The 26282-nt window shown below is 44.9% G+C and carries 18 protein-coding genes and 1 pseudogene; 10 read left to right on the forward strand and 9 right to left on the reverse strand.

The window, feature by feature from the left end; all coding sequences use genetic code 11:
• Positions 1–6: 6 nt before the first annotated feature.
• The 3 genes from E8L90_RS30480 to E8L90_RS23915 form a co-directional block, all read right to left on the reverse strand.
• Positions 7–1386, reverse strand: coding sequence for a phosphoribosyltransferase family protein (locus E8L90_RS30480; RefSeq protein ID WP_244297373.1), 1380 nt, complete (start codon positions 1384–1386; stop codon positions 7–9).
• Positions 1319–2524 carry an HpcH/HpaI aldolase/citrate lyase family protein gene (locus E8L90_RS23910; RefSeq protein WP_137031618.1) on the reverse strand — a complete coding sequence of 402 codons (1206 nt, stop codon included), beginning with the start codon at positions 2522–2524 and terminating at the stop codon, positions 1319–1321. The genes E8L90_RS30480 and E8L90_RS23910 overlap by 68 nt, the downstream gene beginning before the upstream one ends.
• Before the next feature lie 80 nt (positions 2525–2604).
• Positions 2605–3060 carry a tellurite resistance TerB family protein gene (locus tag E8L90_RS23915; protein ID WP_137031619.1) on the reverse strand — a complete coding sequence of 152 codons (456 nt, stop codon included), beginning with the start codon at positions 3058–3060 and terminating at the stop codon, positions 2605–2607.
• 343 nt (positions 3061–3403) lie between these two features.
• On the opposite strand from E8L90_RS23915, the gene E8L90_RS23920 reads away from it, so the two are divergent.
• Positions 3404–4060, forward strand: coding sequence for a hypothetical protein (locus E8L90_RS23920; RefSeq protein WP_244297375.1), 657 nt, complete (start codon positions 3404–3406; stop codon positions 4058–4060).
• A gap of 36 nt (positions 4061–4096) precedes the next feature.
• A complete protein-coding gene (locus E8L90_RS23925; protein WP_137031621.1) occupies positions 4097–4837 on the forward strand; it encodes an ATP-grasp domain-containing protein in 741 nt (246 codons plus the stop codon).
• A 405-nt stretch (positions 4838–5242) separates the two neighbouring features.
• Here E8L90_RS23925 and E8L90_RS23930 read toward each other — a convergent pair whose 3' ends face one another.
• The 4 genes from E8L90_RS23930 to E8L90_RS30485 all read right to left on the reverse strand — a co-directional run bounded on the left by E8L90_RS23930 (position 5243) and on the right by E8L90_RS30485 (position 11953).
• The gene (locus tag E8L90_RS23930; protein ID WP_137031622.1) at positions 5243–7084 is read right to left on the reverse strand and encodes an ABC transporter ATP-binding protein; all 1842 of its coding nucleotides are present in this window, start codon (positions 7082–7084) and stop codon (positions 5243–5245) included.
• A 19-nt stretch (positions 7085–7103) separates the two neighbouring features.
• The gene (locus tag E8L90_RS23935) at positions 7104–8417 is read right to left on the reverse strand and encodes a lanthionine synthetase C family protein (protein WP_137031623.1); all 1314 of its coding nucleotides are present in this window, start codon (positions 8415–8417) and stop codon (positions 7104–7106) included.
• Positions 8407–11628, reverse strand: a complete 3222-nt coding sequence (locus tag E8L90_RS23940; RefSeq protein ID WP_162309117.1) for a lantibiotic dehydratase — start codon at positions 11626–11628, stop codon at positions 8407–8409. The genes E8L90_RS23935 and E8L90_RS23940 overlap by 11 nt, the downstream gene beginning before the upstream one ends.
• A 145-nt stretch (positions 11629–11773) precedes the next feature.
• Positions 11774–11953: an FDLD family class I lanthipeptide gene (locus E8L90_RS30485; RefSeq protein ID WP_137031625.1), complete on the reverse strand. Its 180-nt coding sequence runs from the start codon at positions 11951–11953 to the stop codon at positions 11774–11776.
• Positions 11954–12835: 882 nt separating this feature from the next.
• Between E8L90_RS30485 and E8L90_RS23950 the strand changes: the two genes are divergently transcribed.
• From E8L90_RS23950 to cysI, 7 genes and pseudogenes are all read left to right on the forward strand, one after another.
• Positions 12836–13927 carry a BC_2427 family protein gene (locus E8L90_RS23950; protein WP_162309118.1) on the forward strand — a complete coding sequence of 364 codons (1092 nt, stop codon included), beginning with the start codon at positions 12836–12838 and terminating at the stop codon, positions 13925–13927.
• A gap of 139 nt (positions 13928–14066) precedes the next feature.
• Entirely contained in the window at positions 14067–14816 is a 750-nt protein-coding gene (locus E8L90_RS23955; protein WP_137031627.1) for a CsxC family protein, read from the forward strand.
• Between the two features lie 333 nt (positions 14817–15149).
• Positions 15150–15431, forward strand: a pseudogene (locus tag E8L90_RS23965) (BBE domain-containing protein); the annotation flags it as partial.
• A 174-nt stretch (positions 15432–15605) separates the two neighbouring features.
• Complete coding sequence (locus E8L90_RS23970) at positions 15606–16463, forward strand: class I SAM-dependent methyltransferase (protein WP_137031628.1); 858 nt, start codon at positions 15606–15608, stop codon at positions 16461–16463.
• 128 nt (positions 16464–16591) lie between these two features.
• Complete coding sequence (locus tag E8L90_RS23975) at positions 16592–19729, forward strand: hybrid sensor histidine kinase/response regulator (protein ID WP_137031629.1); 3138 nt, start codon at positions 16592–16594, stop codon at positions 19727–19729.
• Between the two features lie 156 nt (positions 19730–19885).
• On the forward strand, positions 19886–21712 hold the full coding sequence (locus E8L90_RS23980) for an assimilatory sulfite reductase (NADPH) flavoprotein subunit (RefSeq protein ID WP_137031630.1): 1827 nt from the start codon (positions 19886–19888) through the stop codon (positions 21710–21712).
• Positions 21713–21746: 34 nt separating this feature from the next.
• Positions 21747–23468, forward strand: a complete 1722-nt coding sequence (gene cysI, locus E8L90_RS23985) for an assimilatory sulfite reductase (NADPH) hemoprotein subunit (protein ID WP_137031631.1) — start codon at positions 21747–21749, stop codon at positions 23466–23468.
• Between the two features lie 52 nt (positions 23469–23520).
• Here the strand turns inward: cysI and E8L90_RS23990 are convergent, their stop codons facing one another.
• A complete protein-coding gene (locus E8L90_RS23990) occupies positions 23521–24900 on the reverse strand; it encodes an SMI1/KNR4 family protein (protein WP_137031632.1) in 1380 nt (459 codons plus the stop codon).
• A gap of 130 nt (positions 24901–25030) precedes the next feature.
• On the opposite strand from E8L90_RS23990, the gene E8L90_RS23995 reads away from it, so the two are divergent.
• Positions 25031–25477, forward strand: a complete 447-nt coding sequence (locus tag E8L90_RS23995) for a DMP19 family protein (protein WP_137031633.1) — start codon at positions 25031–25033, stop codon at positions 25475–25477.
• 43 nt (positions 25478–25520) lie between these two features.
• On the opposite strand, the gene E8L90_RS24000 is transcribed toward E8L90_RS23995, so the two are convergent.
• The gene (locus E8L90_RS24000; RefSeq protein ID WP_137031634.1) at positions 25521–26069 is read right to left on the reverse strand and encodes a hypothetical protein; all 549 of its coding nucleotides are present in this window, start codon (positions 26067–26069) and stop codon (positions 25521–25523) included.
• Positions 26070–26282 lie beyond the last annotated feature (213 nt).

The following is a 26282-nucleotide window of genomic DNA, read 5'->3' on the forward strand; positions in this document are numbered from 1 at the left end:
CTGCGGTTAGCGAAACATTACGAGATACTTGTTCGGAATAGGCAGTTCGGCCAAGGCCGCATAAAGGCTATTCAGCCGCTCCACGCTTGTCCCGCGTTCAAGGAACAGGAACAGCTCGTCATACCGCTGCTCCGGGATGTTGTACATAAAATTACGAACGGCAGGATCATTCGGACTTTCGTACGCAAATGCATTTTGAACGGCATATGCTTCCTTTGTTGCAGGATGAATAGGGCTTCTCGTCGTTGATTGATACCAAACCCCATCGCCCATAGAAGCGGCGATCATCATCGGCACGTACATAAACTCGCCTGTTCCCATACACAAGGACGTACCCGTGCGATATTGCTGCAAAAACTGGCCCAGCTCGCCAAGCGTGCCATGCAATTGACGCTGCTGCTCGGAAGTCATTCCAAAGCGTCCAGTTTGTTGCAAGTACGGTAAGGTATTCACAAACCCTGTCTGATCGATAGAAGAAAAGGGCAGTTTGGTTAGCGCAGCGGTATCCAGCGTGATGACGGTCGGCTCAGCTTCTGTATGGACAAAGGCAGGCTTCATCTGTTCAGCTTGCTGTTCGCCAAGAACGCCGCTCACCTCAATCTCTCCCTTAATCAGCGAGATAGCTGTGATCTCGATACCCAGCTCGGCTTCAAGCTCCATAAACTTGCGGTGATCCTCAGGCGAGCGCCAATCCAATAAGGAAGCAATAAAGTATTGCTTTCTCGGAAAATGCTGCTGAATCTCGCGAATGATGTTAAGCGCTGTCTTGCCTGTCGTAATCTCATCATCTACTAATACGATTGGACACGTAGAATGTAGCAAGTTTTTATCCAATGGATAAAAGTGATGGGCTACTGCGTGAGAATGCTCTTCTTCAAAGTCAATCGTGGACGGAACCTCTTTGATCAGCTCTCTTGTTGTATGGATGTATTCTGCCTTGCTGCCAAAAGTGCTAAACATGCTGTGTCCGAGCGCAGTGGCAGTCTCGGCAAAGCCGATGAACAACAAGGGTTCGGGTAATTCGAGAGGCTGTTGCAGGAGCTTGTGAAGAATCTCTTCGCTCTTCTCCTGCTGAATGATACCTTGCACGATCGCCGGAAGCTCGCTGACTTCACGAGAATAAAATTCTTCAAGGAGACGTGCCGCTAATGCCATACCGCTTAGCACAGAGACTGCCGGCCGCACGGGCAAATGCTTTCCCAGAACCTTGCTAACAAACAGGAAGCTTCGTTTCTTATTGATTCGGGCAGCCATTTGGAATAGCGCTTCCAATGGAAAATGGTACGGATTTTGTCGAACGTGGATGGTGATGTTCAAATCACCGAGAATATTCAAATTGAATATTTGCTGTTCGAGCGAGGAGGTTGATAAAGTTGTTATGCTCATGGAACACCCCGTACACTTTTGATTTGATCATTATTTTTTTCGCCCAGTTCGTATGTGGCTTGATTTCGTTCATCTTATTAGCGTAGAGACTTTTCGTTACCCCGTTTGTTTGGCTTTGCAGGATTGTCCTGGCGTCCTCGTACTCTTCGCGCGTAATCACCGCAAGTGAGTGGACAATTTTGATATGGCTTGGGTGGATGATCGTTTTGCCGCTCAGGCCGTTTTCCTTGTCCAGCAATATTTCTTTGATTAGCCCATCCTGCCATTGATTCAACAATTGCTGGCGAAGTCTGCGTCCTGATGCGCCGCCCAGCTTTTGTTCAAACGGAGACTGGCGGAGCTGCGGTTTTAGTAATCTTTCGCCGGTGCTGAAATATTCCCAGACCGGACCAGATACGACATGCTCACTGCCCTGTCGTGTAAACATGTTTACAATATCGCTGATGCAATCACGAATCGTGGAAATGTCATAAATCGACACATCCGGTCCGCGGCGCAATCCGAACAGGCTGGAAAAATCCGTTGCTCCCATGCGTACGTTCAGGACGAGGTGTCGGTATTTGTCCAAAATTTTTCTGATCGCGAGCAGTTCGTCTGTTCGGGTTTCTTTGTAAATAATGTCGGCTGACTCCAGAATCGGCATGCCGTACACCGGGAAGGGAACGTATCGGTTGCACGCTTGCAACGCTTCCAGATATTCCTCAGCGTTGCGGCTTGTAAACTTCGGGAACACAAACCCGGTCAGGCTGATCAAATCCTCTTGCAGTTCTTCAACAATCCGGTTCATTTGGTGGACATCTCGTACACGCACGAACATGATCGGTATATCGTCCTGCTGGATGAAGCCGTTCCGTAGACGGATGGAAATATCACGGACCTGTCGAATCAGCGATTGCTCTGCCTCGGAAACCTCATGGTCGCCGATAGCGTCTTCCAGACAGATGACCATGGAGACCAAGCCCTCGTGCTTTTGCGTCATTACATCCTGCGAGATAGTGGTTCGTATGGCGGGCATATAGAGAGTAGCTCCCAACGCATGGGCTAGCACTTCCTTCTCGGTGTTTCGATTGATCGGAAGGGGGTGTACACTGAACAATTCTTTTCTTTCGTCCTCCAGCAAGTAATCAAAATGCCTCATAAAAGAAACGACTCCTCTTCATCCCAACTCGACAATAGCAAAAAATAAGACTGCCCCTTGATTCGAGGCAATCTTGCTTGTTACAACTGGAAATCACCTGGATTCAAATTAACGGTCTGGCAGATTTCCCGAACGACTATTTTTTCTTTTTCATCAAAATCACCGTCAGCTGCACCGATTGCGCAACAGACGCTGACGAGAACTCGCGCTGCTTCCGGGTTATTTTTTATTTTGCCGATTGCCTTGAGCGCTTCCATCTTCCCGACGCCGTGGTCAAATTCAAATCCACTAACAAAATGGTTGAAGCGGCTAATTACATCGTTCATATCAAAAACTTTCAATTCTTCACTTCGGTTGATATAAGAGGCCATCTTTTGTTTTTCAGAGGATTCAATGTGTCCATCAGCGGCCGCAACCAATGCGCATCCGGCAACGACTGCATCCATGAAGTCGCGATTCTGAAACTTTTTCACCTGGTCTCGCAAGGTTGCTTGTGTGTTTTTAAGCCAACTCGTAAATGTGGCAGAAAATGACATTCTAGTACCTCCATCGACAAATTTCTCACTTATACGTTTATTCTACAATCTTACATCAATAGATATATTTTGGCAAAAGAGATACATAATCTGTTAACGCCCCCGAATGAGGGAAAGGTTGTGCTTGACATCATGAAGAAAAGTTGGAATAAACTACAAGTATCTATTAGATCAATTCAGCGTGTGAAGTGGGAAATAGGTGCCACGACTGGCATAAATGATTATTCTTCCGCATTCCTAAGCAAAGGAATTCAAAGATGAAAGGATGGGGGTGAGGCAAATGGAACAAGAGCTCGTTGCTTTCGCGTGCGGAGTATGCAAAGGCGTATCAGACCGCATAAGGATGGAAAGTGAGCTGTTTGATATTGCTGGCTTCGAAAATGATATTATGGAATGGTCAGATTATGAAAACGAAGTTCCCTTATTGGATGAGCGAGATTGGCTGCGTTCTAATCGCCCGCCTGAGCGAGGTCAGGTTAGAACGGTGAAGGTCTCCCATCCTTTCCATATGAGGATGGGAGAACCCTTTTGGATCATGTACACTCCGGTACTCTCCAGTTTTAATGGATGGGATTCGCATCCCGAAGAGATTGAACAATTTTCTTTTGTACAGTGTTCCATTGAACGTGTCATTGAGCGGAATGAGTTTACAGCCTGGTTGTGCATAAAGATTTTAAATGTATGGATGATTAAGGATTACAGTGAGAGATTTCCGGAGAGAGATGGAAGAGAAGGTTATTTAGAGGGTTTTGAGATGTTTGGAGATCGTTACATATTCAACTACCAGAACTGGCTATTTTTCAGTGCTGGTTTACAGGGGAATATCGGCGTATGGGGACTCGTAAAACGAATAGATAGCCAGTACCATATGCTCGTATATGGAGATTGGGACTTTCATACGAATAATGCTTATGGAGGAAACATCCTGCTGCCTAAGGATAGGATCGATGGATGGCTCAAGCAGGCGATGGAGAATAATCGTTATGAAAAGATAGAGTAGCATGGTGATCGAATATGAAAGGAAGGAGCGATATGGATGAGAGCGTACATACAGACAAACAAAAGTGGAGAATTCTACAATGTAAATGCATTTATTGCTTCTGAAGGTTTCACTTCATTAGGATGGGAGATCATTAAGTTTCAGGATATTAATGAAGTTCAAGAAAATATTCCAGAAGACATCGTAGTTGGCGGTATTGGCAACGTGAGAAGACGCCTTGAAATATTGGGGATAGAAAGAAGCCAAGAAGAGATCGATTATCCAGATTCTTTATCTAGTTATTTTGGCAGGAAAATATGGACGACAACGATTCAACAGCTTTTTGAGAATAAACAGGATTGGAATGTTTTTGTAAAACCGAAAGATATAACAAAAAAATTCGCTGGAACAGTCGTTAAAGAATATAAAGATTTTATCGGATTGATTGAACAACACGAGGATACGAATATTTGGTGTTCGGAAATCGTTGATTTTGTGACGGAGTGGCGTTGTTTTATACGATATGGAGAAATACTTGATGTCAGGCAGTATAAAGGTGCCTGGGATTCAACATTAGATCTACGTGTTATAAAAGGTGCTGTGAAGGATTTTGCTGATGCGCCAGCTGCATATGGTTTGGATTTTGGAATTGATCGAGAAGGGAATATGAAGCTGGTAGAGATTAATGATGGCCATTCCTTAGGGACATATGGAATCGCTCCTATAAACTATGCAAAGTTTCTTTCAGCTAGATGGTCAGAATTAACAGGGACGAAAGACTATTTAAGAAGCTTATAGTTTATAATGCGAAAGCGAAATATTCCTGAGAATGTTCGAAGAAGCTGGATCAAGCGGACAATAGTGTTAATGGCTTTGAATATATACAGCATCCTCCATAACGCCGGAGAAGTTACCTCGCTTCGCATCCGCCTCTTTGTTGTGGAATTTCTATAAAGTAGAAGACAAAAAAAGCTCCGCCTTATCAAACAGGCGGAGCTTTATTATGTGTTCAAAAGCTCCTAAAGTTTACGTTAACTTTCCCCAGAATCATCATTTTTCTTTTTCTTATTCGAAACCCATTTCCATATCCCAATCACAATCAAGATGATGAGTGCGATATGAATGGCTCCAATGTGAGCTAAGCTGCTCATTAGCGCCGCAAGAAAAGTCAAAGTCGTCCGCTCCTTTTTAGCAAAGTGTATGTCAACTTTGGGAAACAAAAGGTGACGCTTGCAGATTATACAAGCTCGCATACTTTTGTTGTAAACGGATCAATTCGGAGTGGGTGCCAAATTCAACGATTCTCCCTTGATCCAGCACCATGATTCGATCAGCATACTGAGCGGATGAGTAACGGTGAGAAATAAAAATTCCCATTCGCTCCTTGGTCAACAGGTTAAATGCATCAAATACTTCTTTTTCTGCCACAGGGTCCAGTGCTGCACTTGGTTCGTCGAGAATATAGAGGTCTGCATTTCGGAAGAAAGCTCTAGCAATGGCAATACGTTGCCACTGTCCACCCGATAACTGAAGGCCTTCAGTGAACCATTTTCCCAACTGAGTATCCAAGCCTTGTTCAAGACCTTCTGCCAAGCTTCGCATGCCTGATTTTTCAAGTGCGTGATAGAGCTTGTCATCGTGGCGAAGAAGAGATAGATCACCGAACCCGACATTATTACGAATAGGCATCTCATACTGCATAAAATCTTGAAAGACGACTCCGATTTTTGCTCGAATCTGCTCCAAATCAAAAGCGTTCAAGTCGGTTCCATTAATGAGTATTTGTCCGTCATATTCCTTATATAACAAAGTAAGTAGCTTGACTAATGTCGTTTTGCCAGACCCATTCTCCCCTACAATCGCCAGCGACTCTCCTTTGTTTATCTTGAAAGAGAGATTTTGAAGCACGGATCGTTCTGTTTCCGGATAGGTAAATGAAACATTGACGAACTCAATACTTTCAAGAACAAAAGGGTCGTTCTGTTGAGGAGTGGTGATAGTCACTTTCTGTAGCTTGACAGGATCAGACGAATCTCTTTCCAAAAAGAGAAATAACTGTTCCACAAACATGTTGTGTTGAGAGAGCCCAATCAGGGAATGCATCAACGACTGCGACGTTGTTTGGGTTAATGTAATCCCCTGAATATAACTAACCAAATTACCTAGCAGAATCTCTTTTAGAAAAGCCGCTTTTATAGCGATAAAGCTCATAAAACCAATCATCGCAATCGTTAAGCTTTCGAAAACAAGTGAGGTCTTCAAACGAGTTGTGGCGATCTTTTTGTCTTCATAAAAAAACTGCGTGATCATATCTCGAAATTGTGTGATGAGATAGGAGCCCAGTTTATAAATTTGGACTTCCTTAAATGCTCGATCGTGGGTTAATAAATGACTGATGTACCAGCCTCTTCTCTCCCTTTCAGCTCTGCTCCAACGAATATAGAACTCCTGTTGGCTTAATCGTAAATAGGAATAGAAGGAGATAAGCGGAAACAACACCAGAATGAAAACAACCCACCACTTCCAAAAGATCAGAAACAGCGAAGTAGATACCAGGGAAATAACACCGGATACAATACTAAGAACCAGCTCAAAAATCTGATAGGGACGGTAGCTGGTTTCTTGTTGTGCACGTTTTAGCTGATCTTGCACTTCTGCATTTTCAAAATCGGCTAACCCCATCGAATTTGCTTTTTCCAACACCATTTCGCGGAGGCGATTTGATAGCAAGGATTGAAACAATCCTTCGACATAATTCTGAATAAGGGTAACGAGTTGTTTCACTAAAATGAAGGAAATGAAGAAAAGGAAGCTGATTAAGACAGTATCCCCATCTTGGCTTACTCCACCGGAAACAGCGTTAACAAGTTCCTGGGTAACATACAGCATACCAACAGGAAACAGCCCTTGGAGTATATTCAGAATGACAATGGTTATAAAATATCCTTTTTGTACAGTCCAGAAAAGGCGAAAAATTTTCGGCCAGTTTCGAAAAGACTGGATGACAGTTTTTAGGGTAAACAAATCCTCTGTTGGTCCGTACATGTAGTCTCCCCTGCCTCAGCTATTTAAGCAAAAAAATGCAGTCCCATTCGGGTTCATCCATACTCAGGCAGCTTAGTAAGACAAGTGCTACTCCTGCTGCACCTACCAACAATCCTGGCAGGTCCCGAAATTGTCCATGCTCAATGTCTTGAAATCCGTAAGTATGATTATCGTTGAAATCGCTCAGAATCTGGTTTACCAGTTTCTCGCGGTATGCTTCAAAAGCATCAGGGCCGGTGTCCATCATCATTCGTTGTAGCATCCAAAGTGTCCCAGCATAGCCGTGACAAAACGTCGGGGATTCGAAACTGAGCGATTCCACTGACCGTTGGACAAGTGAGTGATAAGTTTGTTGAGCCAAAGACTGGATTTCAGAGTCGCCCAATGCTTTACCAGCCAGCCACAATACTCGTGCTATGCTTGGTTCCCCGTAGCACCATGATGCATTATGGGCAAAATGGTTCTGCATCTGTCCACATATTTCTTCTTCATAACTGATTCTCTCCGGCCAAATAGGCCCATGCTCGTCTTGTGCCTTCCACTTGCGATAATAGGAACTAAACTTGCGAAGGGCATCTCGTTGTCCCTCCAACTCTATTCCTTCTATTAAAGCAAGAGAGAGCAAGGCAAACGGACCGGCAATCCCGTGGGAAATCCCGAGATTAAAGTTGCCATTTGGGTATCGTTTTTTTTCAACTTCCAAAAACTGATTCTCACTTCTGATATGCCAGCCTGGAACACTTTCGTCATTGAATTGGGTATTTTTAGATAATTGTATAATATATGACAATGCTTTGTTAAGGTTTTCTTTACATGCAGGATGCTCTTTAAAGAAAAGAAGATATCGACTGATACCAGCTAATCCTTCTATTACATCGTAATCAGACATGAATAAATTGTTCCCGATTCGCCCTCGAGCTTGGTCAATGAACTCATCAATCGCGGGCTGTATGAGAATATGCAGTTTTTCGATAAAATTTTGATATCTACCTCGATCACGGGCAAGAATGGAGGCGACTACAGGTGCTGCGGATAAACCACTCCACAGGGAAAACGAATCAAACATATCTGCGTTAATCACGGCTTGTACATGTACCAAATAGTTATGGGCGACGACATCCCATTGCTCATCGGGGTACAGCCGATCCAATTCCGCATAAAAGAGGACGATGCCCAATGCACCAGAGGCAAGCGAGTCTGTACCGGGAACAGGTTCGCCCAGGACCTCGTGAGGAAATTGAAGCTTACGGGCTACCTGCTTTACGACGTACTCCATATTGTTAATCAGCGTAACGTTATGAATTGGTTGCCAGCTCTTTGTATTAGAAAGCATGCGCAGTCTCCTTTGTGTGACTTTCCTCTTGCAACAGGAAATATCGCAAGTTGTGCAGGGTATGGCGGGCCAAGGTCATTACTTTCCTTTCCTGTTCCCGATTTACTCCAAGCAGCCTATTTATATGCAGATGGATGATGCTGCCTATGATTTGCTCCTGCGAATTATACAGCTCCGATTGGGCTTTCAGTGAATGCATGACCGTGGAAAAGTTGTTGATCGCCTCTGATCTGACTTGGAATAGCTGGTGGAGAACGGAACCACCCTCTAACAGCTTCAGCTCTTGCCAATCATTCGTATAGCGTCCCGCTTTCAGGTAGAACTCTCTGTCTGTGCGGAAATCATCGAGGTAGGCTTTATACGAAATGATTCTGTTCAGGAAGCTTAGCTTTTCGTCGATCGTATGCAAGAATTGATGCAAAAGGTCGATGATGCTGATTACTGCAACCTTCTCCAATGGTATATTCATCTGCTTTGTACGATGCAGTTGTAGCCATTGAGCCACAACTATACTGTCCATGGAAAATAGCTCCTCAGCCAGGGGAATCAATTGAGGTCCACCATATCGTTCAATTTCAGGGTCATAAGTATCGATAGTTGTTTTGGACAGATAGCCTTGTTTTTGCATTTCATATGTCCATGGATACATTTCTGAGAAAATAGATTGCAGCCCTTCGATGGATGTCGCTTGAAAACGCAGACGGATATGAGGCTTCGGATCGGTGTACCTCATGAAGAATACCTTTTGACAAGCCCCTTTTGCGTGCATCGCTTCGCATAAAATCTGAAGTGGAAAGGCAATGAACTCATCCATCCTGGTTTCGTCACAGTAAAGCTTGTAAAATAGCCAATCACTACCTGGCATTTTCAATCGTTCTTGATCAGAAATAAATGCGCGACGGGGCTGTACACCTGTGGCCACAGAAACCGATTCGGTTACAGATGCTTCGACGGGAGTATTTTTTACAAGTGGGAAGACACACTCCATATGAAAGGCACCGTCTTCCCCTTCAACTACACAGTCCTTTAGTTCAGCACCTACTTCTGTCAGAACGAGAGCCTCACCAGATTTCAGCTTTTGAAGCTCCCGGATCAACTCAGTGAGATGTCTTTCACTTTTTAGATCGAGCAGCATTTTGTTGTCATGGTCGGTGATATACACGTAATCTGGAACTTGGTATTGACGTTTCCAGATTTGAACGGCTTCCATCCAGTCTTCTTTTCCGTCTTTTTTGGAAACAGACAATAATGCTGGATCTACATTCCATGTAGCTGGTACCAGTATAATCTTTCCGTAACGCAGACGAGGCAGGACAGGAGCGTGACGAAAGCTGCCCCAGCTGAAAGGCATCCAATTTCGCTGCTTTGCCATCCCTAATTCGCACAGAAAACGATATACATTGGGAACGGAGCCTACGTAGTTAAGCATATGGCCGGTAACAGGAATGACTTCCTTATTCATTGATCGAGACTTTAAATAAAAGGAATCCGATGTAGCCCCTACAACCAAATCAGACAAGGGAATGTTTAAGGAGTGATGTTCGGTAGAGGGGGCTCCGATCAAAATCTCGTATTTCCGTTTGCTCTTTGAGAGAACGACATTGGTGATTCTTCCGTGCCGTGGAAAGTAAACAACTTCAGCAAATATACTGTCCGGGTATGCCTTCTGGTGTTCCTGATTGATCTGCTCCAGTTTTTCTTCGAACGACTCTCCAAGCATGTCAGTGAATCGTCCAAAAGATTTTCCGGCCAGCGTAGATCCGGTATTCCCACCAATATGAATAGTGAAATCACCGTTATCCATGGCTTCTGGTGAAGGGGCAAACAGGGAGGCATACAATTCCATCGAAAGCGGGACATGCTCCCATTTAGGTGATACTGGCTCCAGCTTTTCGATCAGATCGTCTGTCAATTCTATTTCCTTGCATCCTGTCAAAAGCGAGTGGGACAACAATTGTAATAGTATTTTCTCATTTATCTTGTCATGGCTAGATGGGGTATAGTTTCTTTTGCTCATGGGATTTTCATAGGTGGCAGGAGCACCTAACCCCCTGTTTTCATCTAGTAAATCAAGTAAGGGAACTTCTCGTTCAAAACCGTATCGTTCAATAAAAGAGTCCTTATATTCCGCCAAATGGGGCCATCCAACATGAGTGGGTGATAGTCTCCACAGCAGTTCTGCTGCTTTGCTCAGATCCTTGGCAATCGATTTCGGAAGCGTCACCTGCTCAGTTGACAATGATAAATCTACCTGCAACTGTGACGACGATGACTCTACCGATTTCATTTTGGAGAGCGTGGAGAGGAAATGTGCTTCTCCCTCGCCAATTTTCAGCTGGTCATAAGCGATGATTTCCTGCCTGATCGACAGCAGTTGCTGGTACAGTTCATCTATACCTTCAACTCGATCCAATACCGCCAGCAGATGATCAAACGGCGATGAATGAGTGAGATGCGGGCGAAGGCTTGTGAACAGAAACTCATTCTTGACCAGCTGAAACAAAAAGGATTCAATTCGGCTGTCTTCCGTATCGGGGTACGATTGTTTAATGATTTGCAATAATTCCATAAACAGGATCGGTTCTCTTGCATTTTGTAAAACGAGAGCAATCAAATCATTCATCGCAATCGAGGAATTTTCTATTTGGTAGCCATTGTGATTCTGACCGTATCGCGTAATATACGGTAGTGACAACCGATTACCCACGACCTCAGACATTGTGTTTGCCTGGATGCGAAGCTGCTTGACCACATCCAGATTCTCTTCTAGAGATTGAATGATTTTCAGGAGCCATTCCATGTCGGGGCGGCTCCGTTTTGTATGCTGTTCCATTTTGTTTACAAGGAGATTGGTGTTTGAATCAAAATATCCGCAGGCTATTCCGGAAAATAGCCCAAATGGCGTCGAACGCGTACTCATTCGGATTCCATATCGGAGCAAGCTTCTTGAAACTTGCTCAAGCTGCTCACGGTCAGACTGCTCCAGTTTGCTTAGCGATTCAAGCAACGAAGGACTGGCAACGGCAAGGCACTCTCGAATGATGGCTTGTTTTCTTGGATCGAGATTTTCCAGTTTCCAATCGGAATGACATAACTCTAAAAACATATCTATAGGCAACAATGGCGTTCGAAGCATGAAAAAATCCATCGTTCGAAAAAAGGATCGGGATTCTTTCTTTGCGTGTTTTTTCACTTTTGACTGACGTTCCACCTTAGATCCCTCCTTTTGTAAATGGGGAAAGGATAGTAAATGCTGGTGGTAGAAACGTCTTGCACCACGCATTTACTATCCATATAGCTGGGGCTACTGCCCCAGAAGATTTGTGCTCCACATTGGTTTTTAGTTGGACGTTATCCTATTTCTCGTCGGAGAATGGGCAACCTGGTGTACACATAGCCGTACATACGCAAGTGCAAGTGCTTCTGCAAGTTACTCTGGTAACCCAGCACAATGTAGTTCTTACCGTGTTAGGTTCAGCGTCATTAGAGCCTACTGCGTTTACTTGTACATCCAAATCAAACATGTCTTTGTTCATTTCCGGTTCCCCCAATTTTTAATAGTTTTAGATGAGTATAGAGCTGACAATGTGGAGCACAAAGAGTAATGGGTAGAGGAAAATATACCCAGTTATTCCAAAGTGATTAAAACAAATATTCTGATAAAATTCAACGCAACATTTTCAACATTTTTCGATATATCTTAAAATTTGGAATAAAACATTAGTTTGCTGAAAAAATATACCATCGATGATTTATGGAATGGATATAGAGATTTAATTCCAAATACGGAGGGGGTTGATTAGGGAACGAGTAATAAGCCCTTGGTGGGATCTCAGCAAGGTTTTTTATGCAGCACGCAAGCTCGACAAAAGTGTTGTAAATGAGAAAAAATTTTAAAAGAACTACATGAATTTGTATTTGTATAAAGTTATTTCGTGATAAGAAATAATCGAAAAATGTCGAATAATGAATGGAAGAATAACTCATAAAAAAAGATTAATCGAGTAATTTCGAGGTGTTTTACCAGAAAATTACACATCAAGAGGAATTCTGCGAAAGAATTGCTTACAGGAAAAAAGTAAGGCAGGCTTGGCTCCGAGTCGTACGATGAAATCAAAGGGGAAGATCCATCGTGTCGAAAACAATCGGAACCTGGGCGAGGGGAGCTTAGCCGTACTAAAAGAAGCGGACCATGCGTATAAGATGGCGAGGAAAATACGTCTCCAGCATACTGGGGATGCCTTCCAGGCGAATCTCGTGCCACTTAAGAGGAATTAGGAGTCAGCCTTTAAAACGGTTGATCGGAGAGCTCTTAAATAAGAATACATCTTCAATGTATATATTAGCCTAAGGGCAAAAACACTATTACAGCATATATTAATATAACGATGATCTTCTTTATTTGGGAGTGAAATATTGTGAAAACTCCATGGATTAATTATACGAAGATGGAGCAGATAAATTTAAAACAAAAGAATAGTAAAAACACTAGGATACCGACAAAAAAAGAAATCGGTCTAAAAAAAAATAAAAAGAATGATGGCAAACAGCGAATGGATGTGAAAAATCGCAGAGCTGGAAACTATCATTATTGTCAAATAGATATGAATTCTGATTGTAACGACAACTCTCAGGACGATGAGTTTCCTGTTTCTGATAATGTTATAGAAGTGGAGGATTCCAAAGATATTGAGCATGTTTCTCAAATTGAGCAAGTCGACGAACCGACTAATGATCCACAAATCGAATCGTTACAATGTGGAAGAATCCATTCGCTAACAACTAAAAGCCCATTCTCGACTATTGTAAAAATTAAAGATTTTCTTCATCCCCCCATTTTTGGCGGTACAGATCAAAATACAATTGAATTTATAGACCCAAATAATAAACACTGGCCTCAATTAGATACAAAGCTAGTCAATAGTACAGCTCATTATCAGGAGGAGATTTTGGGTCGTTTAATTCATTCTAAAATTTCTGGAAGTATATTTTTAACTAATACTGTTCACGAGCTTGATGATAATAAACAAAATAATCTATATCATGCTTTTGCAGCTCCCATCCATGACTCGCCAGTTACAATTTCAGCAGAAACAAATAATACAACCTGTCCTGCTCATCATTTCATAAATATCAGGGTCCCAGTTATTGTAGGAGAATATATGGTTGAGATACCTCTAGATGAGGAGATTATGTTTGAAGAAGAGATACTGGGTATTAAAGGAATCTCAAATGAGGTAATCCTTAAAGAGTGCAGATTGGTTCCTACTCAATTTCATCCATCATTAGGGGAAGGAACTAGAAAAGCCCGGGAAGGAGATTTATTCCTGGAGGGATATTTACATCAGAATATCGAGTATTCTGTCGCTAACAAAACAAATGGTACTACAATTCAAAAAGAGTCAGTAATGAATTTTTATCAATTACATCAAAAAATTGTAGTGGAATTAATTGTTCACATACTACAAATTCAACCGGTTCGAATCAGTTGTGATGGCACTAAAATTTAGGCGATCACGGAATTAAACACCCACTTATATAAAATGGGTATGTTGTCTAAGAGATTTGCCCTTACTAAAAAAGGAATGCGGAATATAGTGTTATCGAGTTTAAAAAACTCAAATTGAAAATTGGAGTTGATTTCCAATTATGAGTAATGTCAATCCAAATCAAGTGACCCCCGCATGTCCAGTATTTTCGACAGAACAAATTCCATTAACCGTCGAACCAACCACGATCATTTCTCAAGCAGCTGCACCAACCATTAAGGTTCCAGTTGTACTTGTAGAGCCAACACTTCAAATCGTTGTAGAAGCAAATATTCCACTTAACCCACCAGCAACTGAGATTAAGAGAGTGGTAAAACATGTATTCCTCAATCAGGTTAAACTTGTTCCTGTCGCATTTCAGCGTATTGGTACTACTGACTTTTTCAATGTTACAAGAGCCAAGTTATTTGTAGCAGGATTCATTCGTAAAAACATTGAATATGCTGGTGCTGGATGTAGTGGAGCACTTCAAGATGTCATTGCGGATGTTTCGTTTACAGGTTTTGCTGACATCAGAACATTTTTAACAAGGCCAATTATTGGTGTTTCTGAGGCGAGTAAAGCATTTTTCCTCAATGACACGGATGGTCAGGTTCCACGTTTGGATAAAAATTTCTTCCAAAATCTCGTTAAATACAACGAACAACCATTTGGTGAGTTGGTAGCTGCCAACTTCTATGAACTTGATTTTTCACCGGTTCCAGCAACACCTGAGGGAACGTTTACTAGCCTGACTGAAAAAATTGTCCTAGACCTTACTGTAAAAGTGTTGCAAACACAACAGCTATTGGTTGCTGCTACGCAACAAATTACAATTCCTCCTGCGGGTACAGTTGGTTGTGATGAATAAGTTTTAATCTAAGAAGGTTATTCCCCATCGGCCAAAATGGTCGGGGGAATGACCTTTTTTCATTCGGTTCACGATCGAATACTAGATTTGCTCCAGATTTATTGGAGATATGCGAGAAAGGTGCTGCCGCGCCTCCTTTTCTTTCAAAATAAGTTCGGTTTAAGGCATGTGCCGTTACCAGGTCTAGTGTCCCCACATAGGAATAAGCAGATGAGAAAAGCTTACTCCAGAACGAGGTGGGTGAAGATTCGATGGCACAAAAACGGAAAAAAGCACGTACACGTTTGACCGGTAGGATTGTGTTGCCGGGCAACCCGTCTTACAATTCGGTGCCAAAGTTTGGGTGGTGCAGGAAGCGCAGTGAGCCGGGTCTCCCCAACTGCAACGGCCTATCCTCATCGGAAGGCAGAAACGATCTATGAGCTGTCGGCGCGATGGAGGAATGGCAACGAGCAACAACGGAATATTCAGTGGGTGAAAAGGTTCCGCAGAGCGCTACGTCCTTTCGTCGTTGGGGATTATGTGAACTTTGCCAGATTACAGCGAGTGAAACGAAAGTACGATCCGCATAATGTGTTTCGTTTTGCCCAGAGTATTCCGGTGGGTAGCAGGTAAGCAAATCAACAAGGAACATGCTGCGGCGTACTCCTTTTTTATTTTTTTCTGATAGGCGGCAAGTTATTGGAGGAGGTTGGTCTAGAGGTATTGAATTGCTATTTGGCAGGATTGTTCTAGTAAATTGGAGCATATTAAAATCGGACATTTTGTATTGATTAGGAGAGAGCAGCCATGCATGATAAGCCAATTACGGTGCCAGACCACACGGCGTTGCGGGTAGCGTTGTGGCGGGCATTGCACGTACAGATCGATTCTCTACCACATGTACTGGAAGACGAGATTGGTCTGCGGCTGGCGGCCCCGGAAGACGACTGGCGCCAACGCCCTGACATGGACCCAGAGAGTACGAGCGGATTCCGAGCATCTATCGTGGCCCGTGCCCGTTTTATAGAGGACTTGGTCACTGAACAGCTCGGCCACGGCGTCACGCAGTACGTCATCCTTGGAGCTGGCCTCGACACCTTTGCTCAGCGCCGACCGGAGATCGCTTCCCAGATGCGAATTTTCGAGGTTGACCAGCCAGATACGCAGAACTGGAAGAGGCATCGCCTGCAAGAGCTTGGCTTTGGCATCCCCGAGTGGCATCGACTCGTGCCTGTTGACTTCGAGGTAGGTGGGGCTTGGTGGGAGCAACTAAAGGTCGCTGGCTTTGACGCTAGTCAACCAGCTGTGGTGGCATCCACCGGCGTCACCCAGTACCTTACCAAGGATGCGATTGTGGCTACGTTACGCCAAGTAGCGATGCTTGCTCCAGGCTCCACGCTGGCTATGACGTTCTTGCTCCCCTTTCATGTCAAAGAAACGGAGAAGCGTCCTGAGGTTGAAGAGGCGGAAAAAGGAGCGCGAGCAAGCGGTACGCCTTTTATCAGCTTCTTCACACCACCGGAGATGCTGGCCCTAGCCCGCGAGGCTGGTTTCCGGGAAGCCCGTCATGTATCCTCGGCAGAACTTAATCAGCGCTACTTCACCGACCGCACCGATGATCTTCGGCTGCCAAGCGGCGAGGAATTCCTGGTAGCCACTACATAGAGAAAACTGCATACAACTCCATTTGAAAAGCTACGGTATTTCTCAGATAACCGCAGCTTTTTCCATGACAACTGTATTTCTCCAGATTCTTTTTGGATGTCTAAGAAGAAAATGATTAGGAGAGTCAAATGAAAAAGGGCTATGTCCTACTATTACTAGGATTAGTAGTAATGATCTTATCAGGTGCGCGTATTTTGTGGATGGAATCATTTCGTGATCAACAAGCGTCGATTAAGAATGGGCAATTCGATTTGCGTGAGTGGAATGCAGAAGATGGCGACATTCTCTTACTCGATGGGGAGTGGGAGTTTTATCCCTCAAAATGGTTGATAGACGACAGACGGCAACATGGAGTAGACGAGAAGGAGCCAGCGCTTATTCAGGTTCCGGGAAAATGGAATGAAGCTCTGCATGCTGACAAGTCAACTCCATACGGATTTGCTTCGTATCGCTTGCGTTTGTATGTAAATCCTGAAAAGAACCTGAATTATAGTATTCGTGTACCCAGCGTGCGTACGGCATCAGAATTATATGTAAATGGCCGATTGCTAGCTCAATCGGGACGCGTGGCGGAATCGGAGGATGCATACCTTGCGAAGAACCTGCCTTATACGACAACCTTTACGGCAGACGAAAACGGCGTAATTGATCTGGTGATTCAGGCGGCAAATTATGTGGATAGTCGAGGCAGCGGCATTGTGCGATCCATTAAATTTGGAACAGAAGAAGCCATTACAAGGGAAATGAAAATCTCCATTTCTACGCAGCTTCTAGCAGCTGTTATCTTTCTTATGCATTCTATGTATGCGCTTATTTTGTTTTTGCTAGGAAATAAGGAAAAGAAGCTACTTTATTTTTCCTTGGTGACATTATGTAGCGCACTTACTAGTGTGTTCAGTAATGATGAGAAGTTGTTCCACCAATTATTCTACATTGGGATTGATTGGGATTTTCGGCTAGCGAATATTGCTCTCGTTATTGGCGCCTATGCGTTGTTGGCGTGTACGAATCATCGCGAACTCCCTTATTGGAGCAGGGTGTATCCTGTATATAGGGTAATGAATTTAGGGACTGTTGGGATTACGATGTTTTTAGCCCCTCATCAGGTGATTATGCTCTTCCCTGTATATTTTCTATTAGGTGGGATTGCAGCAGGAATTACGATGATTGCCATCTTTAAAAAAGTCATCAAGGATATTAAGAGCAATCTTTTACTGCTTTTTTCTATTCTTGCGTTGACTCATCACTTTATTTGGACGTTAATCTGGCGGGAAAGCGGTTTGAGTCTGGTCTACTACCCGTTTGATATGATTATTTCGATGGGGTGCCTAGCCTCTGTATGGTTTAAGGATTACTTTAACATGCATGCCAACACGAAAGAGATTGCCGCAACCTTAGAAAGAATGAATGACCATAAGGATCAATTTCTGGCCAACACTTCACATGAATTTAAAAATCCGCTACATAGCATTCTGAACATGTCACAATCCGTTTTAAATAGGGAGAGACATTTGTTGCAGGAAAGGAGTATCAAAGAGCTTGAAACGGTTTTATCTGTCGGACGACGGCTGACATTGATATTAAATGATTTGATTGATGTGATGAGTTTACAGGAAGGCAACCCGCGCCTACAGAAAAAAGTCATATGGATTCAGCCCATCGTGATCGGGGTACTTGATATGCTGCAATTTAACGCAGAATTGAAGTCTGTAAAAATCGCAAATCAAATCCCTGAAGATTTTCCTCCCGTACACGCAGATGAGAACCGTGTGATTCAAATCGTTTTCAACTTACTTCATAATGCTGTGAAATATACGAATGAAGGGATCATTTCGATTCAAGCTTTTGCCAAGGACGGAAGAGCCTTTATTGTGATTCATGATACAGGGATTGGAATAGATGAAGACATGCAGAAGCGCTTATTCCGTCCGTACGAGCAAGCCAGCACGAGCGAGACTATGATTGAAGGTGGCTTTGGGTTGGGCCTGAGTATAAGCAAGCAGTTGGTTGAGCTCCATGGAGGTACGTTGGAGATGTCTTCTGTTTTAGGGGAAGGCTCAACATTTACCTTTTCGTTAAAGCTGGCACATGGGGAAGCGGAGGAAGAGGTAGCGGTAGCGGTAGCGGTTGCTCGCTCATTCGAACCGTCAGTCATACAGTCTATACCGATTCAGGAAAAAGTGGAGATCCCTTTGGCTACGAAACTAACAGCTTTATTAGAAGGGAATCGCAATTGTCCGCGCCTATTAATTGTGGATGATGACCCTGTTAACCTTCAGGTGCTGGAAGCCATACTACCTCCAGACGAGTATGATGTAACAATGGTGACGAGTGGGAAGGAAGCATTAGCGATATTGGATACAAAGGAATGGGATCTGGTCATCTCCGATATTATGATGCCGCAGATGTCCGGTTATGAGCTGACACGAATGATTCGCGAGCGGTTTACACTTACAGAGCTCCCTGTGTTGCTCCTTACCGCAAGAAGCCAACCAAAAGATATTCAAAGTGGTTTTTTAGCGGGAGCAAACGATTACGTGACTAAACCAGTAGAAGGAATGGAAATAAAATCGCGGATTGAGGCTCTCACTACGATTAAACATTCTGTTCGGGAACAACTGCGATTAGAAGCAGCATGGCTGCAAGCGCAAATCCAGCCTCATTTTTTATTTAATACGTTGAGCGCTGTAACAGCTTTAAGTGAAATCAATTTGGATAAGATGCGTGATTTGCTTTACGAGTTTAGCAATTTTTTGAGACATAAATTCAAATTTGAAGATATGGACGGGCTTGTTCCGATCGAAACGGAGCTAAGTCTGGTGCGCTCTTACCTATATATTGAAAAGGTTCGGTTTGAAGAAAGGCTGCAAGTTACTTGGGAGATAGATGACTGTGGGGATGTAAAAATCCCTTTTCTTACGATCCAGCCTCTCGTTGAAAATGCGATCATACACGGTGTGATGAACCGCATTCGTGGGGGGAAAATTAAGATTCGGATATCTGTCCAGGAAACGCATGCAGAAATAACCGTTGAAGATGATGGGATCGGAATGGACGAAGATCAATTACAACGACTTTTAGAAAGAAAAGCAGATAGCAGTTCAGGAGTCGGATTGATCAATACGGATCAGCGATTAAAACGGCGCTTCGGAAAAGGACTGCATATCGAAAGCACGTTAGGTACAGGGACAAAGGTAACTTTTCATGTACGTAACAAGTTGAATAGCAAGAATTTGAGTGTAGATCACCCCGGTTCCTTATCTTAGGACCGGGCTTTTTTATGCCGTTTACCAATGATTAGGGAAACTTATGATGACAATAATGAATTCCAATTGCTCGGGTTCTACTCACTGTGGTAGCTTAAAGTAAATAATCACATAAGATTACTCGGAATTAATTTTTTCTGTGTGAGGTGCATATCGTTGGTACTTAAGGTAACAGACAGTCCTTTCAGTCAGGAACAAGTTGAGCTCCTAAATCGGTTGCTGCCCACGCTTTCGGAGGTGCAAAAGGTATGGCTGAGTGGATATCTTACAGCTCTGCACAAAGTGGAAGCGCCGATGGTCGCTGGGTTTCAAGCCGCTTCAACTGCGAATGGGGCAGTCATTTCCAAAGAGGTGACAGTGCTTTTCGGGTCTCAGTCCGGGAACAGCCAAAAGCTGGCCAAGATGCTGACCGGAAAGCTTCAGGAGCACGGCTTCTACGTAACGCTCTCCTCCATGAGCGACTTCAAGACGAATGCGTTGAAAAAGGTTGAAAACCTGCTTGTTGTGGTAAGCACACATGGGGATGGTGAACCACCGGACAATGCCATCTCCCTCCATGAATTCCTGCACAGCAAAAGAGCGCCGCAATTGGTGGGTCTACGGTTTTCCGTGCTGGCATTAGGTGACACCTCTTATGAATTATTCTGCCAAACCGGCAAAGAGTTCGATAAGCGGTTGGAAGAACTCGGCGGCAAGCGTCTTACTCCTCGAGTCGATTGCGATGTGGATTACGACGATCCAGCCTCTGAATGGATGAATCAGGTTCTGGCCTCTCTCAGTGAAGCTTCGGCGACCCAGGTTGCTGCTGCAAGCGCAATTGTGGGCGGTGCAGTGATCGGGTCAGGGTCACAGATTGAGTATTCACGGTCGAATCCGTTTCAGGCTGTGGTCTTGGAGAACTTGAATCTGAACGGACGTGGATCGGATAAGGAGACTCGCCACTTGGAAATCTCCCTTGAGGGTTCTAATCTCGAGTATGAACCGGGTGATTGTTTGGGGATTTATCCCCAAAATCATCCTTACCTTGTCCGTGAGCTGATTGACGCGATGGGTTGGAAGGCGGAAGAGCTCGTACCCATTCATAAAAACGGGGAAGAGCGCACGTTGGAAGAGGCCTTGTCCAGTCATTTTGAAATCACGGTTCTCACCAAGCCTCTCTTGGAACAAGCAGTAAAGTTAGCATCAGGGAACGGGATGCAGGAATTGCTTGCGGAAGGGCGGGAGCAAGCGCTTCGTGATTATGTTCGAAATCGGGATTTGCTGGATCTGGTGGAGGACTACGATTTGAAGGGCGTGCCTGCCAAAGAATTTGTCTCCATTCTTAGAAAGCTGCCGCCACGTCTCTATTCGATCTCAAGCAGCTTAAAGTCCTACCCGGACGAAGTTCATCTGACAATTCGCAATGTTCACTATCGGGCTCATGGGCGTGAGCGGTACGGCGTTTGTTCGAGCTATATCGCGGATCGTTTGGAGACAGGTGATACGCTACCAGTATTTGTGCAGCATAACCCCAACTTTAAGCTCCCGGTTAACCCGGACGCCCCACTGATCATGATTGGTCCCGGCACTGGTGTCGCTCCATTCCGTGCCTTCCTGGGAGAGCGGGAGGAGCTTGGGGCGACGGGCAAGACGTGGCTTTTCTTCGGCGATCAGCATTTCTCCACGGATTTTCTTTATCAGCTCGAATGGCAGCGTTGGCTCAAACAGGGCGTACTGACGCATATGGATGTCGCGTTCTCTCGAGATACGAGCGAAAAAGTGTATGTTCAGCACCGGATGCTTGAAAAGAGCAAGGAGCTTTACCAATGGATGCAGGCTGGGGCGCACGTATACGTATGCGGAGACGAGAAAAAGATGGCGCATGATGTTCACGCCGCCCTGCTCACCATTCTCCAACAAGAGGGCGGACTTGATTCTGAGGAAGCGGTTGTGTATTTGAAACGGATGCAGCAGGAAAAACGCTATCAGCGAGATGTCTACTGAGTGTTGAGAAAGAATGAGAGGGGAGATAGGAACGATGTCAGAAAATCATTTGCTTTCGCCAAACAGTCCTCCTCACAGCGATGTAGAGGATATTAAACGCAAAAGCGATTACTTGCGGGGGAGCCTGGCGGAAACGCTGGAAGACAGGATTTCTGGGTCTATCCCTGAGGATGATAACCGCCTGATGAAATTTCATGGCAGCTACATGCAGGATGACCGGGATCTTCGCAACGAACGGAGCAAACAGAGGCTAGAGCCGGCCTATCAATTCATGGTGCGCGTTCGTGCCGCTGGTGGCGTTGTCACACCAGAGCAATGGCTCATGATGGACGATATCGCCCAGCAGTTTGCCAACGGAACGATTCGCCTGACGACTCGTCAGTCTTTTCAACTGCATGGCGTGATTAAGTGGAATATGAAACAGGTGATTCAAGAAGTAAACGAAGCCTTGCTAAGTACACTGGCTGCTTGTGGGGACGTCAACCGCAACGTCATGTGCAATCCGAATCCGTACGAGTCGGAAGTTCATCAAGAGGTTTACGAATGGGCGAAGAAAATAAGCAACCATCTCGATCCTCGTACCCGCGCCTATCATGAAATCTGGCTGGATGAAGAAAAGGTTGTCGACAGTAGGGATGGAATAGAGCAAGAACCGATCTACGGGCCTGTCTATTTGCCGCGCAAGTTTAAGATCGGGATCGCCGTACCACCTGCCAACGATGTTGACGTTTTTTCGCAGGATTTGGGCTTTATCGCCATTCATGAGGAAGGTCGATTGCTGGGCTTCAACGTTGCGGTCGGAGGCGGAATGGGAATGACCCACGGCGATCCTAAAACGTATCCGCAGGTGGCGCGGGTGATCGGCTTCGTCACACCGGAGCAAGTATTGGATGTCGCCGAGAAAACAGTCATGATCCAGAGAGACTACGGAGATCGCGTGGTGCGGAAACACGCTCGGTTCAAATATACAATCGACGACCGCGGTATCGAATGGTTTATCGATGAACTAGAGCAACGACTGGGCTGGGAGCTAGAGGAGGCACGATCCTATCACTTCGAGCATAATGGTGATCGCTACGGCTGGGTGAAAGGAAGTGACGACAACTGGCATTTTACCCTTTTCATTCAGAATGGCCGTGTAAAAGACGAGGACAACTACCTCCTGAAGTCCGGCCTGCGGGAGATTGCCAAGGTGCACACAGGGGATTTCCGCCTGACGCCGAATCAAAATCTCCTCATCGGGAATGTCACCAGTGAAAAGAAGCCGGAAATTCAACAGATCATTCAAGCATATGGGCTGACTGATGGAGCTTCCTATTCTGCACTGCGGAGAAACTCCATGGCTTGTGTTTCGTTGCCGACTTGCGGACTCGCAATGGCTGAGGCAGAGCGTTATTTGCCTACATTGCTAGATGAGGTCGAGCTGATCTTGGATGAGGCGGGTTTGCGCGAGGAGGAGATCGTCATTCGCATGACAGGATGCCCAAATGGATGCGCAAGACCTGCATTGGCGGAAATCTCTTTTATTGGGAAGGCTGTCGGTAAATACAACATGTATTTGGGCGGCGGTTTCTCCGGCAATCGATTGAACAAGCTGTATCGTGAAAACATCGGAGAAGCAGAAATATTGAATGAACTGCGGCCAATCTTAAATCGGTATGCCAAGGAACGTGAGGAAGGCGAGCACTTCGGAGATTTCGTCATTCGGGCAGGGTATGTGAAAGAAGTCAGATCCGGACTCGATTTTCACGAATAGTGTAGTAGCGAAGAGAGACCATCCGGTTAAGGATGGTCTTTACCTTTGTTTGTTAGGCTTCGCGTAGCTGCTGAATCACTTCCGCTGTGAACTGATCTGTAAACCGGATGTGTCCATTTTCCTGTACGATCCGACCATCCTTCTCGCGACGATCCAGCCATTCGCTAATCCATCCTGGGGCATACCCGCCTTGCCCGAATTCTCCGCCAAAGGCGATCATTTTCTCATAGACTGCCAGGTACTGTTCGCGAGTGGTATCGGGATATGACTTTGTGTATAGCCAAAACTGCACATCGTACATCAGATACGAGAGTTCATCCGCATGAAAAGAAAAATAACCTTTTTTCTCTACAATCCGAGTACAAATGCTGCGTATCTTCTGATCGATTTGCTTCACTTCCGTTACTGGCGTGCACAGCCCCTCCAGCAAGGAAGAGAATTTCCCGTGGGCTACTTTATAAAGAGCCGCTTCCTTGTCCTCCTCGGAGGTATCGTATTCTTCTGCGCTCACTAAGCCTCTGATAAACGCCTCGAAATTTTCAGCCAAGAACGTAATTTCATAATCGAGTTCCTGATCGACGTGAATGACTTCGGGTTCACCATCTCTCCCGCATGCCCGGTAATCCAGCATGACTACGTCGTGACCTGCTGAAGGACAATCGCAGATGACGACTCCAATGTCGGGATATCCCCAGTCTTCAATCATAAATGGGCTTCCAAGATCCCCACAGAGCGAATAGCTTTTCTCTCGGCCAATGCCTAGAATGCCCGTAATGGCAATGTGATCCTCAGCCCAGGAGGTAGGCTCCTCTGTTGGAAAGCACGTGTTATTCGGAATTCCGCCATTCTGTTGCTTCATTAGTGCAAGATAGGAGGCAGGGAGCTTGTATCCGAGCTCTTCCTCGATTGATGCGATCAGTTCATCCGTGGGTGGCTCGGATTGGTATTCCTGTTTCGCGTACTCGCTGTCGTCCCAGAAGTCTTCAAGTGACATGTTCGAAAAAGGAACTTCCGCCGATGCCGAACCCGCAACAGCCGCTGCCCTTTTAGCAGCCATCCGAAGCTCTTGTCTTTGCTGCTTCTCCGCTTTTTGTAAGCTCCATTTTAAAAATAATTCGGTATTCTCATCACCGGCTTTTAAGTTGTCAGAGGTACGGAATGCCTGTACCGCTTCTTCATATCTTTTCAAATGATAGAGGGCAAAACCTATCCGAAAGTGCCAGACTGGATCTTGTTGACCTGCTTCAGCAATATTCTCCAATTGGTCGAGCGCTTCTTCATAAAGCTCCAAGTTGTTATAAGCTCTGCCCAGTCGGCCGACCGCTTCATAGCCTCGTTCCTCTTCGGGAACGGTTAGCAGCAAGTCCACAATTTGCTGGTGTTCGTCTTCTTCATGCCAGCGATTCAATTGTTCGATAAGTGTTTGGTCCATTGTAACCTCCTAAACGATTCTTTTTCTTAGATGCCAGCCACGCGGGGCTACCACCATCTACCAAATGATTATGTATTCATATAAGATTAATTTATTTCGTATGGTTTGTCACAGATGATCTAGAAGGGGATTGAGTAAGATGGATATCCATGATGTATGGTTCGATTTTGCCGCAGCCTTTGTACAGAAAAAGAATGCTTCGGGCTGGAGCACACTGAGCTTACAGGAACAAGAGATTGCCGCCCTATGGTTGTTGGAAGCTGATGCATATAACGGCGGGTTTTTGCAGTTTTTTTGCAACTGGGGAGAGGAGGCATATATTTACGCGGTACGGGCCTTACAAGCCATCGGGGCAGTCCATGCACTCGAAATCGTCCAGTCCGGATATGCCTGCATCGAGCATTTATCGGAAGACAACCGACTCACCCAACTCTGGGATATTCCACAGTTTCTCACCGAGGAAGAGGAAGAACGGCTGGATAAGCTTGATCAGAGCTTCTGGGAAGACCAGGATCGCATTGCAGAAGTTGCCCATCGATATTACGTACAGCAGTTGGGAATACCCACCCCGTCATAAGGAGACGTGGGTGGGTACGGACTATCATAGGAGACACCGATATCTATTCGACAGCACGTTCCCCTTCTGACTGGAGCATAAGGAGCAGCTCTTGAATAGCGGGAGCGAGCTTATCATTCTCTTCCATAATCGCAGTGAAAACGGGAATGGCATCCTTTAGCAGCAAATAGCTGTAAGAAAAATAGCTAGAAAATGCTTCCTGATCATAGCCCCGCGGCTCCTCTTCTTCCCACCATAATTCATCGTCTTCCTCGTCCTCTGGCCATAAGTACTTTTCGTCCAATAGCTCGTTCATGGTCTCAACTGCATGTTGTGAATCCATTTCGTCCACGTTTATAGTAGAAGCTACAGCCGTGTACAACTGAATTTCCTGCAAAGAGACTTGTTCTGGCTTTTGTTTGGAAAGCTCCTGCAGGAGTATCATCAGTACCCACGGAGTCGTCTGCCACAAGGTGCTTTGGTGCTCGATTAGACTGGACAATTCCTCATATTGCCCGGTCTCTATAAGCTGCGGAATGTCCGTCCCTCTGCCATAAGCTGTCGTCAAACGTTGCCACGGAATGTTGTTTGTCAGGTGGGTCAAAGAGTCCATCTCCATCTCTCCTTAGATACGGGATTTTACCAAGTTTTACCATTCGGAAAACAAAATTTATATGGTAGGCGCCTCACTGGTAACAACAAACCAAATAGGAAACCCCTGCAAGAAACCGAGATAAAACCAGGGTTTTTACGTGTTCATCAGGCACCGTTTGCGGAATCCTCCCTTTTTTACCAACATTAGATAGTTATTAATCCTCTAATTATA

This window comes from Brevibacillus antibioticus (genome assembly GCF_005217615.1).
In the GTDB taxonomy this organism is placed as follows: domain Bacteria; phylum Bacillota; class Bacilli; order Brevibacillales; family Brevibacillaceae; genus Brevibacillus; species Brevibacillus antibioticus.